The organism is Limosilactobacillus viscerum, from assembly GCF_947387525.1.
Classification (GTDB): Bacteria; Bacillota; Bacilli; order Lactobacillales; family Lactobacillaceae; genus Limosilactobacillus; species Limosilactobacillus viscerum.
Window position 1 is genome coordinate 25245 of sequence record NZ_CANDNW010000007.1, and the last position, 16498, is coordinate 41742.

The 16498-nt window shown below is 46.3% G+C and carries 17 protein-coding genes and 1 riboswitch; of the genes, 1 reads left to right on the forward strand and 16 read right to left on the reverse strand.

The genetic code is table 11. The features are described 5' to 3' along the window. Nucleotides 1–118: 118 nt before the first annotated feature. Nucleotides 119–943, forward strand: coding sequence for a phage integrase N-terminal SAM-like domain-containing protein (locus QOS07_RS03475; protein WP_283587618.1), 825 nt, complete (start codon nt 119–121; stop codon nt 941–943). Nucleotides 944–1067: 124 nt separating this feature from the next. Here the strand turns inward: QOS07_RS03475 and QOS07_RS03480 are convergent, their stop codons facing one another. The 16 genes from QOS07_RS03480 to pyk all read right to left on the reverse strand — a co-directional run bounded on the left by QOS07_RS03480 (nt 1068) and on the right by pyk (nt 16460). Further along, nucleotides 1068–2330 (reverse strand): tetratricopeptide repeat protein, encoded by a 1263-nt coding sequence (locus QOS07_RS03480; protein WP_283587619.1) that lies wholly within the window; start codon nt 2328–2330, stop codon nt 1068–1070. A 249-nt stretch (nt 2331–2579) separates the two neighbouring features. Next, on the reverse strand, nt 2580–2855 hold the full coding sequence (locus QOS07_RS03485) for an HU family DNA-binding protein (protein WP_047770053.1): 276 nt from the start codon (nt 2853–2855) through the stop codon (nt 2580–2582). 187 nt (nt 2856–3042) lie between these two features. Further along, the gene (gene der / locus QOS07_RS03490) at nt 3043–4356 is read right to left on the reverse strand and encodes a ribosome biogenesis GTPase Der (RefSeq protein ID WP_283587620.1); all 1314 of its coding nucleotides are present in this window, start codon (nt 4354–4356) and stop codon (nt 3043–3045) included. Nucleotides 4357–4445: 89 nt separating this feature from the next. Beyond that, nucleotides 4446–5684 carry a 30S ribosomal protein S1 gene (gene rpsA / locus QOS07_RS03495; protein WP_283587621.1) on the reverse strand — a complete coding sequence of 413 codons (1239 nt, stop codon included), beginning with the start codon at nt 5682–5684 and terminating at the stop codon, nt 4446–4448. Between the two features lie 71 nt (nt 5685–5755). Then, nucleotides 5756–6442 carry a (d)CMP kinase gene (cmk, locus tag QOS07_RS03500; protein ID WP_283587622.1) on the reverse strand — a complete coding sequence of 229 codons (687 nt, stop codon included), beginning with the start codon at nt 6440–6442 and terminating at the stop codon, nt 5756–5758. 21 nt (nt 6443–6463) lie between these two features. Then, complete coding sequence (locus QOS07_RS03505; protein WP_283587623.1) at nt 6464–7018, reverse strand: SAG1386/EF1546 family surface-associated protein; 555 nt, start codon at nt 7016–7018, stop codon at nt 6464–6466. A 52-nt stretch (nt 7019–7070) separates the two neighbouring features. After that, entirely contained in the window at nt 7071–8540 is a 1470-nt protein-coding gene (locus QOS07_RS03510) for a RecQ family ATP-dependent DNA helicase (RefSeq protein WP_283587624.1), read from the reverse strand. Continuing rightward, nucleotides 8533–9579 (reverse strand): helix-turn-helix domain-containing protein, encoded by a 1047-nt coding sequence (locus QOS07_RS03515; RefSeq protein WP_283587625.1) that lies wholly within the window; start codon nt 9577–9579, stop codon nt 8533–8535. The genes QOS07_RS03510 and QOS07_RS03515 overlap by 8 nt, the downstream gene beginning before the upstream one ends. 210 nt (nt 9580–9789) lie before the next feature. Then, nucleotides 9790–10365, reverse strand: a complete 576-nt coding sequence (locus QOS07_RS03520; RefSeq protein WP_283587626.1) for an ECF transporter S component — start codon at nt 10363–10365, stop codon at nt 9790–9792. 103 nt (nt 10366–10468) lie between these two features. Further along, nucleotides 10469–10587, reverse strand: a riboswitch (FMN riboswitch). 66 nt (nt 10588–10653) lie between these two features. Next, complete coding sequence (locus QOS07_RS03525; protein WP_283587627.1) at nt 10654–11370, reverse strand: pseudouridine synthase; 717 nt, start codon at nt 11368–11370, stop codon at nt 10654–10656. Beyond that, complete coding sequence (gene scpB / locus QOS07_RS03530) at nt 11370–11978, reverse strand: SMC-Scp complex subunit ScpB (RefSeq protein WP_283587669.1); 609 nt, start codon at nt 11976–11978, stop codon at nt 11370–11372. The genes QOS07_RS03525 and scpB overlap by 1 nt, the downstream gene beginning before the upstream one ends. Next, a complete protein-coding gene (locus QOS07_RS03535; RefSeq protein ID WP_283587628.1) occupies nt 11941–12723 on the reverse strand; it encodes a segregation and condensation protein A in 783 nt (260 codons plus the stop codon). Before QOS07_RS03535 ends, scpB begins: the two co-directional genes overlap by 38 nt. Next, on the reverse strand, nt 12716–13072 hold the full coding sequence (locus tag QOS07_RS03540; RefSeq protein ID WP_283587629.1) for a reductase: 357 nt from the start codon (nt 13070–13072) through the stop codon (nt 12716–12718). The genes QOS07_RS03535 and QOS07_RS03540 overlap by 8 nt, the downstream gene beginning before the upstream one ends. A gap of 12 nt (nt 13073–13084) precedes the next feature. After that, nucleotides 13085–13969, reverse strand: coding sequence for a tyrosine-type recombinase/integrase (locus QOS07_RS03545; protein WP_283587630.1), 885 nt, complete (start codon nt 13967–13969; stop codon nt 13085–13087). A 2-nt stretch (nt 13970–13971) separates the two neighbouring features. Continuing rightward, nucleotides 13972–14850 (reverse strand): CvfB family protein, encoded by an 879-nt coding sequence (locus QOS07_RS03550; protein ID WP_283587631.1) that lies wholly within the window; start codon nt 14848–14850, stop codon nt 13972–13974. 188 nt (nt 14851–15038) lie between these two features. Then, on the reverse strand, nt 15039–16460 hold the full coding sequence (gene pyk, locus QOS07_RS03555) for a pyruvate kinase (protein WP_283587632.1): 1422 nt from the start codon (nt 16458–16460) through the stop codon (nt 15039–15041). Nucleotides 16461–16498 lie beyond the last annotated feature (38 nt).

Sequence of the window (16498 nt, forward strand, 5' to 3'; positions counted from 1 at the left end):
AATTAACCAGTACTGATTATAGCAAATCAGCGCCGTACCTGTGAACGGTTTGTTTCTTTTACTGTCTTTTGTTGTGTGCTATAGTTAAAGTAAATAATTTCTTGGAGGTGTCAAAATAATGGACTACCCTTACCAACACGAATTCCGTCTTTTCCTCCGCCAGCAGGGTCTGGCCGACCTGACGATTAAAACCTATGATAGTAGCCTAACTAACCTCTTTAATTTTCTGCTGGCCAACCGACCACAGTACGCAGCCGCGCCAAGCCTCAAGAACCTAGCTGAAGCCGATGTTCGAGCATACCTTGACTTTCTCCAGGGTGATCGTGGTATTACGATGACCACTTATAACAAGATCCTCTCCCAGCTGAACCGTTACTTTCGCTACCTTTTCACCCACCAGTTAATTACAACTTACCCGACCCTCACCCTGCACGGGCGGGCAGTTGCACCTAATCAGCGGCTCTCAACCAAGTGGCTAACCAGACTTAACCTAATTCTAGCCGATGACCACCTCCACTATTACACCCGCCTGGTCCTCCTCCTCAGCAAGCACGGCTTTACGGTGGGGGAATTTCTTCAACCTGGTTTTTACCAGGTCTGGGACCAGCTTGTCCTTGCTAACCAGGATGAAGAGGATTTCCGTCAACAGTTTAACCAGTTTATTGCTCCCCGTCAGAAACTACAGGGGTCGCCTGACTTGTTCTTAAAGCAACGCTTCCAGCCAGCGAACCCCCGCTTAACCAATGCCGCCCTTCATAAGTTCCTCCACCGGGATGAGGAATACATTGGTTTTAGTCTCGCACCAAAGTACCTTCACCAATCCTACGTTTTAACCTACATGAAAGAACACCGCCAGGACAGCGACCAGGAACTAGAACAAGCATTAAAACTCGATCCTGCCTCCCTGCTGTACTATAAGCGACTATTAATTACGTCTAACTAGTCGTCAGTTATATGGCTTCCACAATACGAACAGCCCTCTAGCGTCAAGGCGTTAGGGGGCTGATTTAATATATGCTGTTTAATTTTTCGATGGCGTTGGCCCTATGTCAGCGTTTGTTTTCTGACTAATAATCCTCATACTCATCCAGTAAGTCTTGCATCTCGGTATCAGTTGGCTCCAGGGCCAAGTACTCATGCAGGGCCGGCAGCAGCTGATCACGTTGGCCAGTTTCCTGGTAAAAGCCAATCAACTCGCGTAAGAAGGTTGGATTATCATCATATACCTGGGCTGCGGCCTGGTAATACTTACTTGCTAGGTCAAACTTCTCTAACCGTTGGTATGACCGTGCCAAATTCCAGTAAACCTGCGGGTCCACCTCATCATCTTTAATCAATGGCGAAAGCAGGTCGACGTTTTCCTTATCTTCGTGCTGGTGAAGCAAGAAATTGCTGTACTGCAACGTAATCGTTAAGTTATCAGGGTCCAGTTCATGTGCCCGTGTTAAGTACTTCCGCATTAGCTTAGCGTTACCCAGGTGACTAACAATTTCTGCGGCCTGCGCATAAAGGTGCTCGTTGTACTGGTCGACCCCGAGTCCGTCTTGAACCGTGGTTAACGCTCGCTGGTACTTATTCTGCTTAGAAAGTGCCTCGGCAAGTGCCGGATAGGCAGAAGCGTACTGGTCATCATCCTTGATCAGGGCCGTAAGCTCCTTAACCGCTTCATCAAGCTGGCCCAAGTGGAGCTGTGTCAAACCGGTTTGAAAACGGATATCACTCGTCCGGTATTCTGGTTTGACCTGTTGGAGATAACCAAGTGCTTGTTTAAACTGACCACTTTGTGCATAGCTCATTCCTAGGCGACCCGCAATGTCAACCTTAGCAAAGTCGGTATAGCCATGCTTTATTAAGTCAAAGTAGTAGTTAATTGCTTCATCAAACCGGCCCACCAAAAAGTAAAACTCACCAAGGGCAAACTCAACCGCTGGCTCATCTGGTGCTAGTTGGTATGCTTCCTTTAACTTCTGCTCGGTAATCTCAAAGTCCTCTTCTGTCTGGTAAAGGTCTGCCGCAACTAGCAATGATTCGAGGTATGCTGGTGAAGATGGTTTAACCTGGGCGAGGTATGACAGCGCCTCATCATTATGTCCCTCATCAATTGCAATTGTTGCTAAGTTTGTCCGTAATTCATCCTCATCTGGATACCGCTGTAAAAGCGTTAAGTAAACACGCCGGGCCTGGTGCAAGAACCCCATTCCATATAGTTCCTCACCAAGGCTGAAAAGCATGTCGTCGTCATCATTGGCAAGCGCTTGCCGAAAACTGCCGTGCGCATCGGCTAACTGGCCATTTTGCAACTGGTCTAACATTTTTTCTGAATAGGTCAATTACTGGTCCTCCTCGTATATTAACTGTTTTTACTATAGCATATTGGCAAAATAAACGGTGGGAAAAACAACCTGTGACGCAACCCGGTTAAGGCGTGATGACTAGCATAGGAATGAACTAGCAATTTCCCTAGCTAGACCCTAGGACCTGGGTTATGGCACGCGATATCTTGGTAATATAACTAATACAAAGAGACCGTGACAAAACTCAGCTTTGTCACGGTCTCTCATTCAGTTTAAACTGTTAAATTACTTAACAGCATCCTTTAAAGCTTTACCAGGCTTGAAAGCTGGTACCTTGCTTGCAGGAATTTGGATTTCTTGTCCAGTTTGTGGGTTACGGCCCTTACGTGCAGCACGTTGACGTACTTCGAAGTTACCGAAGCCGATCAGTTGAACCTTTTCCCCCTTGGCCAATGATGCTTGAATTGAACTGAAGACAGCGTCAACAGCAGCAGTAGCATCCTTCTTGGTCAAGCCAGTTGCAGCAGCAACATTGCTTACTAATTCTGCTTTGTTTGCCATATGTTTTCACCTCCCACAATTAGTGCAGACGCACTAACGCACAATGTTAATTTTGAGTGGTCCAAAATTAACGAAATAATTACGAGGAGTTCGTATCATTTCATTTTTAAGATTAGCATAGTGAAACCCTACTGGCAAGCGGTTTTAGAAAGATTTTCGTGCATTTTAGGCTTTTTTATAAATTTTCTTACTGCCGCTGGCGCTTAATCAGGTGAAGCGGTGTCCCCGTAAAGTCGAAGGCCTGTCTAATTTGATTTTCCAGGTACCGTTCATAAGAAAAGTGCATTAGTTCAGGATCATTGACGAAAACAACAAAAGTAGGTGGCGCCGTCGCAACCTGGGTAGCGTAAAAGATCCGCAGACGCTTACCATTTTGGGTAGGTGTCGGGTTAGCAGCGATTGCATCCATAATCACGTTATTTAAGACTGAAGACTTAATCCGGCGTTCATGATGCTCATTAACCTCTTCAATCATCTCCGGCAACTTGTTTAACCGCTGCTTGGTCTTGGCCGAAACAAAGATAATCGGTGCATAGCTCAAGTACTGGAACTCATGGCGAATAAGGTTAGTAAAGTCAGTCATTGTCCGGTGGTCACGGTTTTCAATTGTATCCCACTTATTAACAACAATTATGACCCCACAACCAGCTTCGTGAGCATAACCAGCAATGTGCTTATCAAGTTCCCGAATTCCTTCTTCCGCGTTCAGAACCACTAAGACCACGTTGCTATCATCAATGGCACGCATCGCCCGCATCAGTGCGTAGTGTTCAGTATTTTCGTAAATTTTTCCTTGCTTACGAATACCGGCAGTATCAATCATGGTAAATTCTTGACCGTCAGCACTTTGGAAACGAGTGTTAATTGCATCCCTGGTAGTCCCCGCGACATTTGAAACAATTACCCGATTTTCACCGAGAATGGCATTAACCAGCGATGACTTACCAACATTTGGCCGTCCAATTAAGCTAAAACGAATGCTACTATCATCTTCATTATCCGCATTTTCTGGGAAGTGATGAATAACTGCATCTAAGAGGTCACCAAGCCCGACACCATGAACACTTGAAACCGGGTATGGTTCCCCTAAGCCCAACGAATAGAAGTCATAAATATCACTCCGTCGCTCGGGATTATCAACCTTATTGACCGCCAGTACCACCGGCTTATCAGAACGGTAAAGAATCCGGGCAACCTGTTCATCATCATCTGTTACCCCACTTTCAATATCAACTACAAGGATGATAACGTCTGCTTCATCGATGGCGATTTCTGCTTGTTGCCGAATCTGTGTCAATAATGGTTGGTCCGACATTTCAATTCCACCGGTATCAATCATATTAAAATGTTTACCAAGCCATTCACCGTGAGCGTAAATCCGGTCACGAGTAACACCAGGGGTATCTTCAACGATTGAAATCCGTTGACCCGCAATTCGGTTAAAGAGGGTCGACTTCCCAACGTTTGGTCGGCCAACCACTGCAACAACGGGATTTGCCATTTATTTCACCTTCCTTCAAAGAATAAAAAGGAAGTAACCACAGACGTGCCACTTCCTCCTTAAAATTATTTATGATTTTGCTGAAGAAATTACTTCAAGTTCTTCAATTGGTCACCAATCAAGTCACCCATTGAGAAGCCAGATTCTTCTTCAGGAGCGTTGTTCATCGCACTCCGGTTGCTGTTCCGACGTGAGCGACGACGACCACGGTAGTTTTCACCGTTATCGTTGTCTTCACCCTTTGGACGTTCTTCAAGAGCCTTCATTGAAAGACCAAGACGTTGACGTTCAGGGTCGACATTCAGAACCTTAACCTTAACTTCTTGACCTGGCTTCAGAACATCAGCTGGTGTAGCAATGTGCTTGTGTGAAATTTGGGAAATGTGTACCAAGCCTTCAACACCAGGGAATACTTCAACGAATGCACCGAAGCTAGTAAGACGCTTAACAGTACCAGTTAAAGTACTACCAGCTGGGGCCTTTTCTTCAATGTCATCCCATGGGCCAGGAAGAGTTTGCTTGATTGAAAGTGAGATCCGTTCACGGTCTGGATCCACGCTCAATACCTTAACCTTAACTTCTTGACCAGCAGACAGAACATCTGAAGGCTTGTCGACGTGTTCGTAAGAAATTTCAGAAACGTGAACTAAACCATCAACACCACCAAGGTCGATGAAGGCACCGAAGTTAGTCATCCGGGCAACCTTACCTTCAACAACGTCACCTGGTTCTAATTCAGCAAAGATCTTCTTAGCTGCTTCTTCGTGTTGTGCCTTAACGATTTCCTTGTGGGAAAGGATCAGACGGTTTTCACTCGGTTCAATTTCGATAATCTTGAATTCAAGTTCTTGACCCTTGAATTGGTTCAAGTCTTCTACATAGTGATCAGTGATCATTGAAGCAGGAACAAAGCCACGTACTCCAGCATCAACAACTAAACCACCCTTAACTGCTTGGGTAACCTTCGCAGTGATGGTTTCACCATCATCGAACTTCTTTTGGATGTCATCCCATACCTTGCGGGCTTCGAGACGACGGTGAGAAAGTAAGTAACTACCATTTTCCTTATCGTTACCAATCTTAGAGATGACAACTAAGTCTAATTCGTCACCTACTTTAACTGCATCATTGATGTCTTCAACTGGCTTGGTTGATAATTCCTTAGCAGGGACAACACCTTCAACCCCTGCATCTTTAATACCAACGATAGCTTGGCGATCGTCATCGATTGCCAATACTTCACCCTTAACAACATCGCCCACCTTTACAGTTTCGATGCTATCGAGTGCCTTTAACATATCGTTCTTGTTTTCGTTGTTTTCAGCCATTAAAAAAATCCTCCTTGCAACAATCAACTCTAGCTATCATTCTACTAAAAAAGTTTGTCCTTTTCCAGTGTTTAACCCAATTCATTGAGAGTTTTTTTGATGATTGTGCTAATTTTGTCAACAACCTGGTCGATTGTCAGCTGGGTAGTATCTAAACGAATTGCATCGGGCGCCTGGGTTAGTGGCGATACCTTTCGTGAGGAATCCTTTTTATCCCGCAATTCAATTTCTTTTTGTAGTTCTTCTAAAGAAGCAGTTTTAATCCCCTTGGCCTTATTTTCAACATACCGCCGACGGGCACGCTCATGGGCAGTTGCGACCATAAAGATTTTAACGGGAGCATCAGGAAGGACAGTTGAGCCAATATCACGCCCATCCATTACAATTCCCCCTTCTCGGGCAATTTGCCGCTGAAGGTTAGTCATTTCTTGCCGAACTTCCGGAATTGCTGCTACTGCCGACACATTTTGATCAATCCGCCCCTGGCGAATATCGGTGGTTACCTCTTCACCATTGAGGAAAACCTTTTGTTCTGGTTCTCCCGGAGCAAAGCTGATTTTAATTTCCTGTGCAAGCTTACTAATTTGTGCAGTATCTTCCATTGAAATTCCACGGTTAAGTGCTGCAAGTGTTACTACCCGGTACATTGCTCCCGTATCACAATAAACATAGTGGAATTTCTTTGCGACTAGCTTAGCAACGGTGCTTTTCCCCGCAGACGCCGGGCCATCAATAGCAACTTGAATTTGCTTTTCCATAACTTGTTTTCTCTCCCTAAATTAACGAACTCGAATTTGTTGACCAGGATGGACAGTTGAATTAACTGACAGGTTGTTTAACCGTGCCACTTCTTGAGCAGACATCCCGTTTCGTGCTGCAATGCGGTAAATACTGTCGCCACGCCGGACCACTGCATACTGGCGGCTTCCCTGACTGACACTGGTCGAACTAGTGCTAGCTGACCGACTACTAGTTACCGCGGAGCTGCTTGATGTTAAACTGCTACTCTCTTCACTCCTACTGACAGAATGCCGACGACTAGCAGAACTCACTCGATGAGATTGACTTTTTTTACTACTCGCCGAAGCAGTTTGCTCGGTCTGTACTGGATGGTTAAACGACTGCTTATTATTAATCCAATAAATTAATGGCGTCGCTGCTAGTACAATAATCAAGACAATTAAAACAGTGGTGATGGTTGAGCTATGTGATTCTTGTTTCCGCCGCTCAGTCCGTGACAAGTGACCTGTACTGTCGAGATTCTCATTATCGGTAAACTTCTTATCCCACAATTCATCATTTTGTTCACGACTTTCCTCACGTTTTTCACTCATGGCTTAACCTCCCCTCATTTCAAAGTTAACATTCTGATTGTAGCGCACTAATTTACTGCTTGTCTAGGTTGGAAAAGTGGAAGTTGGATTCTTTATCAAGATTTAATAAGCGCTGAAGCTGGGTATCCCACCGTTCGTTTTTCTTTGGTACTACCGTTGTCTTTCGTGGTGGCAGCAACGGCTTTGAAAGCCAACCAGGTTCATCAATATCACAGCAATCTGTCTGTTCAACTGTCGATTCACCAAAGTAAGCAAGGATGAATTGCCGTCGACAGCTAGTTAAGCTTGCATACTTTTGCATTTGGTGCAGCTGCCAAGCAACCTGTGACTGGCGCTTGCCAAAACTTTCCCGTAACTGGCTAATTGAATAGTGGTGGCGGATGTAAAAGTCAAAGAGTTCATAATCTGGACCCAGTACCCGCCGATCTGCTTGTCCCTGTTGAACTTTTTGGTATAGTCCAGCGGGTGGAAGTTCAGTAGTCGTTAACTGACGTGCTAATTGTTCATCCCCAGGAGCGTATAGTAAAACGGCCGCACTTTGTTGGCCATCACGACCTGCCCGGCCAATTTCTTGCACATAGTTTTCGAGGCTGGTTGGCAGGTGGTAGTGAATAACAAAGCGAATATCATCCTTATCAATTCCCATTCCAAACGCACTAGTCGCACAAATCAATTGTAGTTGATTATCCATAAATTGCTGCTGGATGCGGAAACGTTCGGCAGATGGCATTCCGGCATGGTAGGCCGCCACTGCAAGCGTGCTATTTTCACGAAGCCATTCCGCCATTTGGGTAGCTAACCGGCGACTAGCAAAATAAACAATTCCTGCTCCCGGTAAAGTTGTTACCAGTTTTAACAACGTCGTTTGCTTTTCGTCAGAACTGGCCAATTCACTTGCGGCTAAAAAGATATTCGGACGGTTGACTGAACGCACAATTGTTACTACTTGTTCAGCTGAAAGACCCACCTTAGTTAAGATATCATGCCGAACACGAGGGGTGGCAGTTGCTGTTAGTAACAACGTCACGGGATCGTCCAATTCGTGCCGTAGCTGTTTTAAGAGTAAGTACTCCGGACGAAAATCGGGGCCCCACTGGGAAATGCAGTGTGCTTCGTCAATCGTCAGCAAACTTAACTTAGTTCTTTGTAACGCCCGTACCACTTCCGGGTTAGCAAGCAACTCCGGTGATGCAAAAATAAATTTAGCCTGACTCAGCTGTGACAACTGCTGCCGCCGATCTTGACCACCACCACTAAGCATGAGAACCCGTTTTTCACCATTCCGGTGTAGACGGTCAACCTGGTCCTGCATTAACGAGATCAGCGGTGACACCACCAGTACAGGGCCCGGCAATAAGTAGGCCGGTAACTGGTACAGGAGTGACTTTCCACCACCAGTTGGCAGGATAGCCAGGGTATTCTTGCCCGCTAACAGGGCCTTGATGGTTGCCAACTGTCCATCACGAAAATGCTCATAGCCAAAGTGCTGTTTGAGTACCTCGTAAATTTTAGCATCATTCATTGGTCTGACTCCCCTGCAAAATCTGGTAAAGACGGAAATAGAAAAAGTCAGCATTTGAATCCGCCGACCAACTCGCAAATTGCCATTCGGTAACGGGTCCCTGGTAATTTTGGTCAAGGTATTGACGGACCTTTATTGGCAAAAGTTGATCCCAGTTTAACAACTGGGGCATTAGAATTGCCGCCGTTAAGAGGTGTTCACGAACCGTGCTTACTTTGAGGCGCCGTTGACGGGCAACCTCCGTAATCGTCCTTCCACTGCTAACCATTTTGAATGTCCGCCAATTACTTGGTGACAGCGGCGTTGCGGACAGCAAGGGCTTAATTAGGCAGGCAAGCGGGCCATTGGTTGCCCGTGAAAAGGCACAGATAGCAAGGGCGAGGTCATGGGTTAGCGTAATTCCATCAGCAACATTCAATTGGAGGTGGTTGCATAACTGGTCAAGTGTCCACCCCGTCTGTCCATGGCCAATCAACTGATTTACTAGTGCCAGCGGCAAGCGCTCATCTTCACTCTCCAGCGAATTCATTAGTAACTGGAGCTCGGCGTTAACATCCCCTACCAGGTGGTCAGAGCCGAAGTGGTTAAACCATGACTTAACCTGTTGCTGCTCAGCAAATGAAATATTAAGTGGGACGTAGTGACGATTGTGATAAGAAAACTCAGAGACCACTTGAAAGCCCAAAAGAAACCGTAGAAAGGCTACCTTGGTATTTGCTAACCAATACCAGGAATAAAAGGCTGGCTCATACACTGGCGGCTGTTCTTCCTGAAAGCTAACTCCCGTTGTGGTTAGCTTAACCTGGTTATCCGCAACCACTTCAACCAGGCCCGCCGCTTGTAACTCCCTCAACTCAAAGTCCAACTGGTCCTGGTTGGCTTGGCGACGAGCACCTAGCCACTCCAAGATGCCATACTGCTGCGCCCAAAAAAGGTTAGCGACGGTGCGGTGACTGGTCAGTACATTTTCGATCACCCTTATTCGGCGTGGCTGGCGATAGCTACACAGCCGTAGTAAATATGTATTCAACCTTGTCACCCCTATCACTTAAATTATCTACACTAGTATAATACGCTAAATAATCACTAGCGGCACTAAAAAGGTGTTGGAACAATAAACCAAGCCCTTAATTAATGGTTTACTTTAAAAGCATCAATTGATTAACAAACCTTCGTTTTAAAAACAAAAGAGCCGTCACACAACCTAGCACTTAGACTCTCAAGTCCCAGGTTGTGTCACCGCTCTCCATTAAATTTTATGCCGTTGTAGCCATTGACGAAGGTGCCCCGCGATCAATGCGAAGACAACCGTCACTAACAAACCCTTGATAATGTTAAAAGGAAGAACGCCAACTGCCACTAGCTGGGCCACCGGCATCGTTGACTGCCAGTGCCAAGCAGCCATGTATAGCGGCGTCAGCACCCACAAATTAAGCAGTGACATTACCACCGTCAGTACAACTGTCGATAGTGGAATGGCAACCATCATCTGACGTTTAAACGACCAGTCCTGGTGCCGCCATACAAGGCAAAATGGGATCAGTAACGCCAGCGATGAAATAAAGTCGCTGCTAACCCCAATCAGGTCCCCAACCGAAAAACCGTTAACCATTGCATGCAAGAGGCACTTGATCACTGCAATCATCACCCCCGCAAAAGGACCATAAATATAACCACCCAGCAATACTGGAATATCTGAAAAATCAATTTTCAGGTAAGAAGCTACCGGGATAACTGGAAACTCAAACAACATCAGGATAAATGCAAGTGCCCCTAAGCAGGCCACCCCCACCATCCGTTGAATCCGTTGGTGCGATACTGTCATAACAAAACAACCTCCATTATTGGAAGATTGTTTCCTTCATTGGCCCACCCCATAAAATAAAAGCGCTGTCGATACACTGGTACCCACAACGCAATTATTCCATAGAGATCTTCTATATACCAGACTTTACTGTCGGCACTGGAATTTCACCAGATCAACCGTTCACACGGGTTGCGGGCTTTAACCGCCGGTCGGGAATTACACCCTGCCTTGAAGAAACCAATCTTGTTAAATTTTACACTTACATTATAGCGGACAACAAAAGCGCTGTCAATGAAGAAGGGCCAGCTACATTCCCTTTAGCTTTTTAACCTCTTCTGGCCGCAGTTCCCGGTAATCACCCGGTTGGACGCCCTGTAGGTTTAAAAAGCCATAACTCTCCCGGTGCAGCTTCATCACTGGGTAGCCGACCGCCTCAAACATCCGCTTAACCTGGTGGTAATGGCCTTCATGAATTGTAATCTGGACAATACTTATCCTTTTTGCCCGGTCCGTCTCCTTAAGGCGGGTCTTTGCTGGTTTGGTCCGGTGGCCATCGACTTTTACCCCTAACCGCAACTGCTTAAGTGCGTCATTGGTTATTAGCCCCTTTACCTTGGCAACATAGGTCTTATTAACCTCAAACTTGGGGTGCATTAGCTTATTTGCTAAATCACCATCATTAGTTAAGAGCAGGATACCTGTGGTGTCATAGTCCAGTCGGCCCACTGGATAAACCCGTTCTTCAATCTCGTCATCCTTGAGAATATCTACAACGGTCCGCCGCCCCTTCTCATCATGGGCACTTGAAATAACTTCGCGTGGTTTATTTAAGAGGTAGTAAACGTGTTTTTCCTGGTGGATCGGTACCCCGTCAACCTCAATTTTATCCTTCGCCGCTACCTTGGTCCCTAGCTTCTTAACTGTTTCACCATTGACCGTTACCCGGCCCGCAGTAATTAGCTTTTCGGATGCCCGTCGCGATGCAACCCCCGCTTCGGCCATCACCTTTTGTAATCGTTCCATTAGTTATCCTCCTCTTGGTGTCGTTCACGTGACTGTAATGCCTCTAAGAAGAGGTCACCACTTAAATCACTCTCATCAATTTCATCCTGTGCTGGTAAGGCTGGTAGCTCTGCCAACGATGCCAAGCCAAAATAGTCAAGAAAGTTATTCGTCGTAACGTAAAGAAAGGGCCGCCCCGGCGCATCAAGCCGCCCCTTAGTATCAATTAGTCCCCGTACCATTAACTTCTGGATCGCACCCGAACTCTGAACTCCCCGAATACTATCGATTTCTAGCCGGGTGATCGGCTGCCGGTAAGCAATGATCGCTAGTGTCTCTAACAGGGCCGTTGTCAATGGCACCGTTAACGGCACCTCAAAATAATGTTTAATCACTGGTGCCAACGACTGCTTGGTTGCTAGTCGAAAAGTATCATCACTTTGCAGCAGGACAAGTGCCGATTCAGGGTCAGCCGCATACTTATTGCCAAGGTCGGAAAGAATCTTGCGGATTGCTGGTTTCATAAAACCGGTGATCTTTGCCAGGTCACCAAGTGTAATTCCTTCATCTCCCGAGATAAATAATAATGCCTCAATCTGCGCCTGATTCGTCGCTTTCGTCGTCAATATCTTTTCCCTCCACTAAAATAATTGGTCCAAATAATTCCGCCTGCTGCATTGCTATCCGGTGGTGCTTGCTCAATTCCAGTACCGCCAAAAAAGTTGTTACCAACTGGTCGCGGTTACGGTCACGGGCAAATAATTCATCAAACCGGACCGGGCCCTGTTTGACCGTTGCGATAACTGTTTTCATCCGTTCAGCAACTGATACCTTCTCGGCCGCTACCGTCTCAATGACTGGCTGGGCCAAGCGGTGGTTCTTTAATACTTGTATAAAGGCCGCTTGGAGCTGGTCGATCGTTACCCCTGGTTCCACATGGGGGCTAACCATCTCCCGTGGGACATGCATCGCTGGCCGGGTATATTCCTGCCGCCGAAATTCTTCCTTGTCCTTCAGCTGGTTAGCTGCATGCTTATACCGTTGGTACTCCAATAGTTGCTCGACCAGGTCCTCTCGCGGATCATCGACCTCTTCCTCCTCGTCCACTTCTTCCGGCTGTGGCAGTAGCATCTGACTTTTGATGTTCATCAGTGTTGCGGCCATCACAAAATAATCACCAGCAATTTCAAGCTGGTGTGCCTGCTGCTGGTGTAGATAATCCAAGTACTGACTAGTAATCGTGGCAATCTTTATGTCATAGATATCCATCTTGTTTTCCTTAATCAAGTGGAGCAAGAGGTCAAGTGGGCCCTCAAAGTCTTCAATCTTAATCGTTGGCTGGTAAGGGTGCTCGGTTAATGCTTTATCATTCATTGTTTTGCTCCCACGTCGTAATCAGCGGCTGGTTGCGGATTGTCCCCATCAGCCTTTTTCCCGGATACTCCTCTTGCAGTGCTGTTAGAAGCGCAAAGACATTCTTGCCTGACCGTTCACTCGGGGTAAACGAAATTCGGCGAAGCAACAGGTAATTGTCCCCCTCTTCAACAATTGCAACCGCAATAAAATGGTTATCTTCACTATCTTTCCATAGGTAAACCGGGTAGTGTCTTGCCAATGCCCCTGTTAATTCATCCGTAAACCGGTTATAGTTCCGTAATTCCGGCACTAGTGACAAGAGTCCCATCACGATTTTTTCATAATCTTTCCGGTACCGAACTAACAAACTCTTCACTCCTTATTTCCATGGTTGGTGACGCGCATAATCCGCGCTTAACTCCTGGACCGTCATTTTGAGGTAGGGCTTTAGCACCCGCATTTCACTATAGCCCAACATTTCCTGGACTAACCGTGTGTCCGCCCCATTATTCAACAGGTGAACTGCAAATGAATACCGGAGAGTCTGCGGAGTTACCCGCTTATCGATTCCCGCAGCACTTACTCGTTCTCGTAAATTCTTCCAAATTCCCTGCCTTGTCAGCTGCTTCCCATGGGCGTTGACAAACACTGCTTGCTCATCATCATTTGCCAGCTGGGGTCGAACGTCCGTTAGGTAATTTTGCAGCGCGGCAACCGACGTATCGCTTACTGGCACCAACCGTTCGCGTTTAGTAGCGTTCCCCAGTCGGATCATCTTAACATCGAGGTGCAGGTCGGTTAGTTGGAGCTTTACAATTTCACTAACCCGCATCCCCGTTGCGGCCATCAAAGCGATCAGCGCACGGTCACGTTTGGCCAGCTGTCCTCGTGCTGGCAGCGCCAATAAGCGTTCAATCTCGTCCTCACCCAAAATGACCGGCTGGTTGTTTGCAACTACTTGCTCATTATCCACTAAATCCATCGGGTTAAACTGAAGGTGGTGGTGCCGAATCAAGTAGCGGTAAAACTGCCGCAATGCAGACAAGCGCCGATTAATGGTCGCCGTGGAGCGTTGCTGATCCTTTAATCTCGCAACTAGGTTTAAAATCAGGTACTGGTCAACCGCTGGCCAGCTGGCGACACCCTGACTAGCAAAAAAATCAGCAGCCTGGGTGAGGTCCCGCCGGTAGCTCGCAATCGTGTTTGCTGACCGTCCCTGTTCATCTTTTAAATATGCCAGGTAACTGCTGATAAGCTCGTCCATAATTACGCTTCCTTATCCAAAAGTACAAGGTCGGTCTTAGTCTCTTCGACCAGGCCCGCCTTTAACAAGTGGCCAACTGCCCGTTTAAACTGTCCCTTGCTAATACCAAATACCTGTCGAATTAACTGCGGGTCACTCTTGTCGGTATATGGTAAGCGGTGGTTAACATCATGCTTGAGCATCGTTAGCAGCATATCGGCATCCTCACCAATTGCTTGGTAGGCCCGCGGCTTTAACGACAAATTTAAGCTACCGTGCGAGGAAAGGCCGATCACCCGTGCCTTAACTCGCTGACCCAACCGTGGTTCCTGGTCACGTTCGCTTGGGTGGATAAAACCGAGCTCGTAGTTATCGGTAATCACGTGGGTACCGTTTAACTTCAAGCGGTAAACCGTCGCCATGATATCATGGTTCATTTCCCGCTTTGATGGCGCGCCGGTAATGGTGTGGTAAATCTCATCATCCGCAAGCTTACCCCAAATCCGATCCTTGTCATCAACCTGGAGAGCGATCATCAAGCGATCACCTGGTTGTGGCCACAAGTGCTTTAACTCTGGCAGGTCATCCAGCGAAACGACGATATCCTTATTAGGGAGACCGATATCAACAAAGACCCCTAAGTCCCGGCGAACGCTAACAACTGTCCCGTAGTCATAGTGGTCAACACGAACCGTTGGGATGTGCTTGCAGGTCATCTGCAACTGGTGGTCTTCATTCTCATAGACGAACCCCCGCACCTGACCACCAATGTGCAGTACTTGCGGGCTTTCATCTTTTGGCAACCGGTAAGTCTGACCATTCCGGTCCGGTTGAACAAAATAGTCCTGCTCGTTTTCATCAATCATCACTGCAGAAACAACTTTACCTAATGCTGAATTCATTTTCTACCCCGTTCTTCTTATTTAATACTGCTTATTATTTTACACGGCATTAATTAGTTTGACCAGCATGCTTTTCCACAACTAATAGGGAGCACGTGCAGGTTTCTGCCAGCTTAACAAAATTTTTTAAAAGAAAAAAGGCTGAGTAAATTCCCAGCCTTTTTTGATTGCAATTTAACTAATTCAAATTAGTCAATTGTCTTAACACGCATCATGTTAGTTGCACCTGGTACACCCAAAGGAACACCAGCAACAATGATGATCTTGTCGCCCTTCTTAGCAAAGCCAAGTTCAACAGCCTTCTTAGCAGCTAAGTCGAACATCGTATCAGTGTTCTTCATTTCGTCAACAACGTATGGTTGAACACCCCAGTTGATCATCAATCCACGTTCTACCCGTTCGTTTGGAGTAAGTGCAACGATGTCAGCGTTAGGACGGTACTTTGAAATCATCTTAGCAGTGTAACCAGAAGCAGTGTAAGCAACAATGGTGTGAATGTCCATGTCCTTAGCTGCGTTAGCAACAGCTGAACCAATGGTTTCAGTAACATCTGACTTGTCCCAGTCAAAGGTTTCAGTACCGAATTCCCATAAGTGCTTTTCAGCCTTGATGTCGATTGCGTTCATCATTGCAACTGATTCTACAGGGTAGTCACCATTAGCACTTTCACCAGAAAGCATGGTTGCATCAGTACCATCAAAGACAGCGTTAGCAACGTCAGATACTTCGGCACGAGTTGGACGTGGGTTTTCTTGCATGGAGTCAAGCATTTGGGTAGCAGTGATAACTGGCTTACCTAATTCGTTACAACGCTTGATCATGTGCTTTTGAACGATTGGCACATTTTCAGCAGGAATTTCAACACCCATGTCACCACGAGGAACCATCAGACCATCAGAAACTTCGATGATTGATTCGAAGTTGTCGATACCTTCTTGAGATTCGATCTTTGGGAAGATTTGAACATCTTCCATGTTCTTTTCCTTAAGAAGGGCACGGATATCTTCAACGTCTTGTGGCTTCCGAACAAAGGATGCAGAAATGAAGTTGATCTTGTTATCCAGACCAAAGCGAATATCGCTAGAATCCTTTTCAGTAATACCTGGCAGGTTGATTGAAACACCAGGAGCGTTAACACCCTTCCGTGAGCCAAGAACACCATGGTTCAAAACCTTGCAGACAAGTTCCTTGTTAGCTTCATCCTTTTCTTCGATTTGCATGTCGATCAGACCATCATCGAAGAGAACGTGACCACCAACATGGGTGTCATCGTACAGGCCAGGGTAAGTAACAGCAATCTTGTCATGAGTACCTTCGATGGAAGCATCCATTGAAATACGTACTTCATCACCAATGTTGTATTCGATCTTACCTTCCTTTTGAACAGTAGTCCGAATTTCGGCACCCTTAGTATCAAGCATGATACCAACGTGCTTGCCGGTAATTTCTTCGGCCTTCTTAACATTTTGCATCCGGCCCAGGTGTTCTGGGTGGTCACCGTGTGAGAAGTTGAAGCGGAAAACATTTGCGCCCGCTTGAATCAACTTAACGATTGTATCTACATCAGTACTTGCAGGACCAAGGGTACTTACAATCTTGGTTTTCTTCATAAATGAATCTCTCCTTTTGCATTTATGCATCAACTGCG

What these genes read in the sequence shown, in the direction of transcription:
- QOS07_RS03475 (WP_283587618.1), top strand. Translation starts at nt 119, where the DNA reads ATGGACTACCCTTACCAACACGAATTCCGTCTTTTCCTCCGCCAGCAG.
- QOS07_RS03485 (WP_047770053.1), bottom strand. Translation starts at nt 2,855, where the DNA reads ATGGCAAACAAAGCAGAATTAGTAAGCAATGTTGCTGCTGCAACTGGC.
- der (WP_283587620.1), bottom strand. Translation starts at nt 4,356, where the DNA reads ATGGCAAATCCCGTTGTTGCAGTGGTTGGCCGACCAAACGTTGGGAAG.
- rpsA (WP_283587621.1), bottom strand. Translation starts at nt 5,684, where the DNA reads ATGGCTGAAAACAACGAAAACAAGAACGATATGTTAAAGGCACTCGAT.
- cmk (WP_283587622.1), bottom strand. Translation starts at nt 6,442, where the DNA reads ATGGAAAAGCAAATTCAAGTTGCTATTGATGGCCCGGCGTCTGCGGGG.
- QOS07_RS03505 (WP_283587623.1), bottom strand. Translation starts at nt 7,018, where the DNA reads ATGAGTGAAAAACGTGAGGAAAGTCGTGAACAAAATGATGAATTGTGG.
- QOS07_RS03510 (WP_283587624.1), bottom strand. Translation starts at nt 8,540, where the DNA reads ATGAATGATGCTAAAATTTACGAGGTACTCAAACAGCACTTTGGCTAT.
- QOS07_RS03520 (WP_283587626.1), bottom strand. Translation starts at nt 10,365, where the DNA reads ATGACAGTATCGCACCAACGGATTCAACGGATGGTGGGGGTGGCCTGC.
- QOS07_RS03525 (WP_283587627.1), bottom strand. Translation starts at nt 11,370, where the DNA reads ATGGAACGATTACAAAAGGTGATGGCCGAAGCGGGGGTTGCATCGCGA.
- QOS07_RS03535 (WP_283587628.1), bottom strand. Translation starts at nt 12,723, where the DNA reads ATGAATGATAAAGCATTAACCGAGCACCCTTACCAGCCAACGATTAAG.
- QOS07_RS03545 (WP_283587630.1), bottom strand. Translation starts at nt 13,969, where the DNA reads ATGGACGAGCTTATCAGCAGTTACCTGGCATATTTAAAAGATGAACAG.
- QOS07_RS03550 (WP_283587631.1), bottom strand. Translation starts at nt 14,850, where the DNA reads ATGAATTCAGCATTAGGTAAAGTTGTTTCTGCAGTGATGATTGATGAA.
- pyk (WP_283587632.1), bottom strand. Translation starts at nt 16,460, where the DNA reads ATGAAGAAAACCAAGATTGTAAGTACCCTTGGTCCTGCAAGTACTGAT.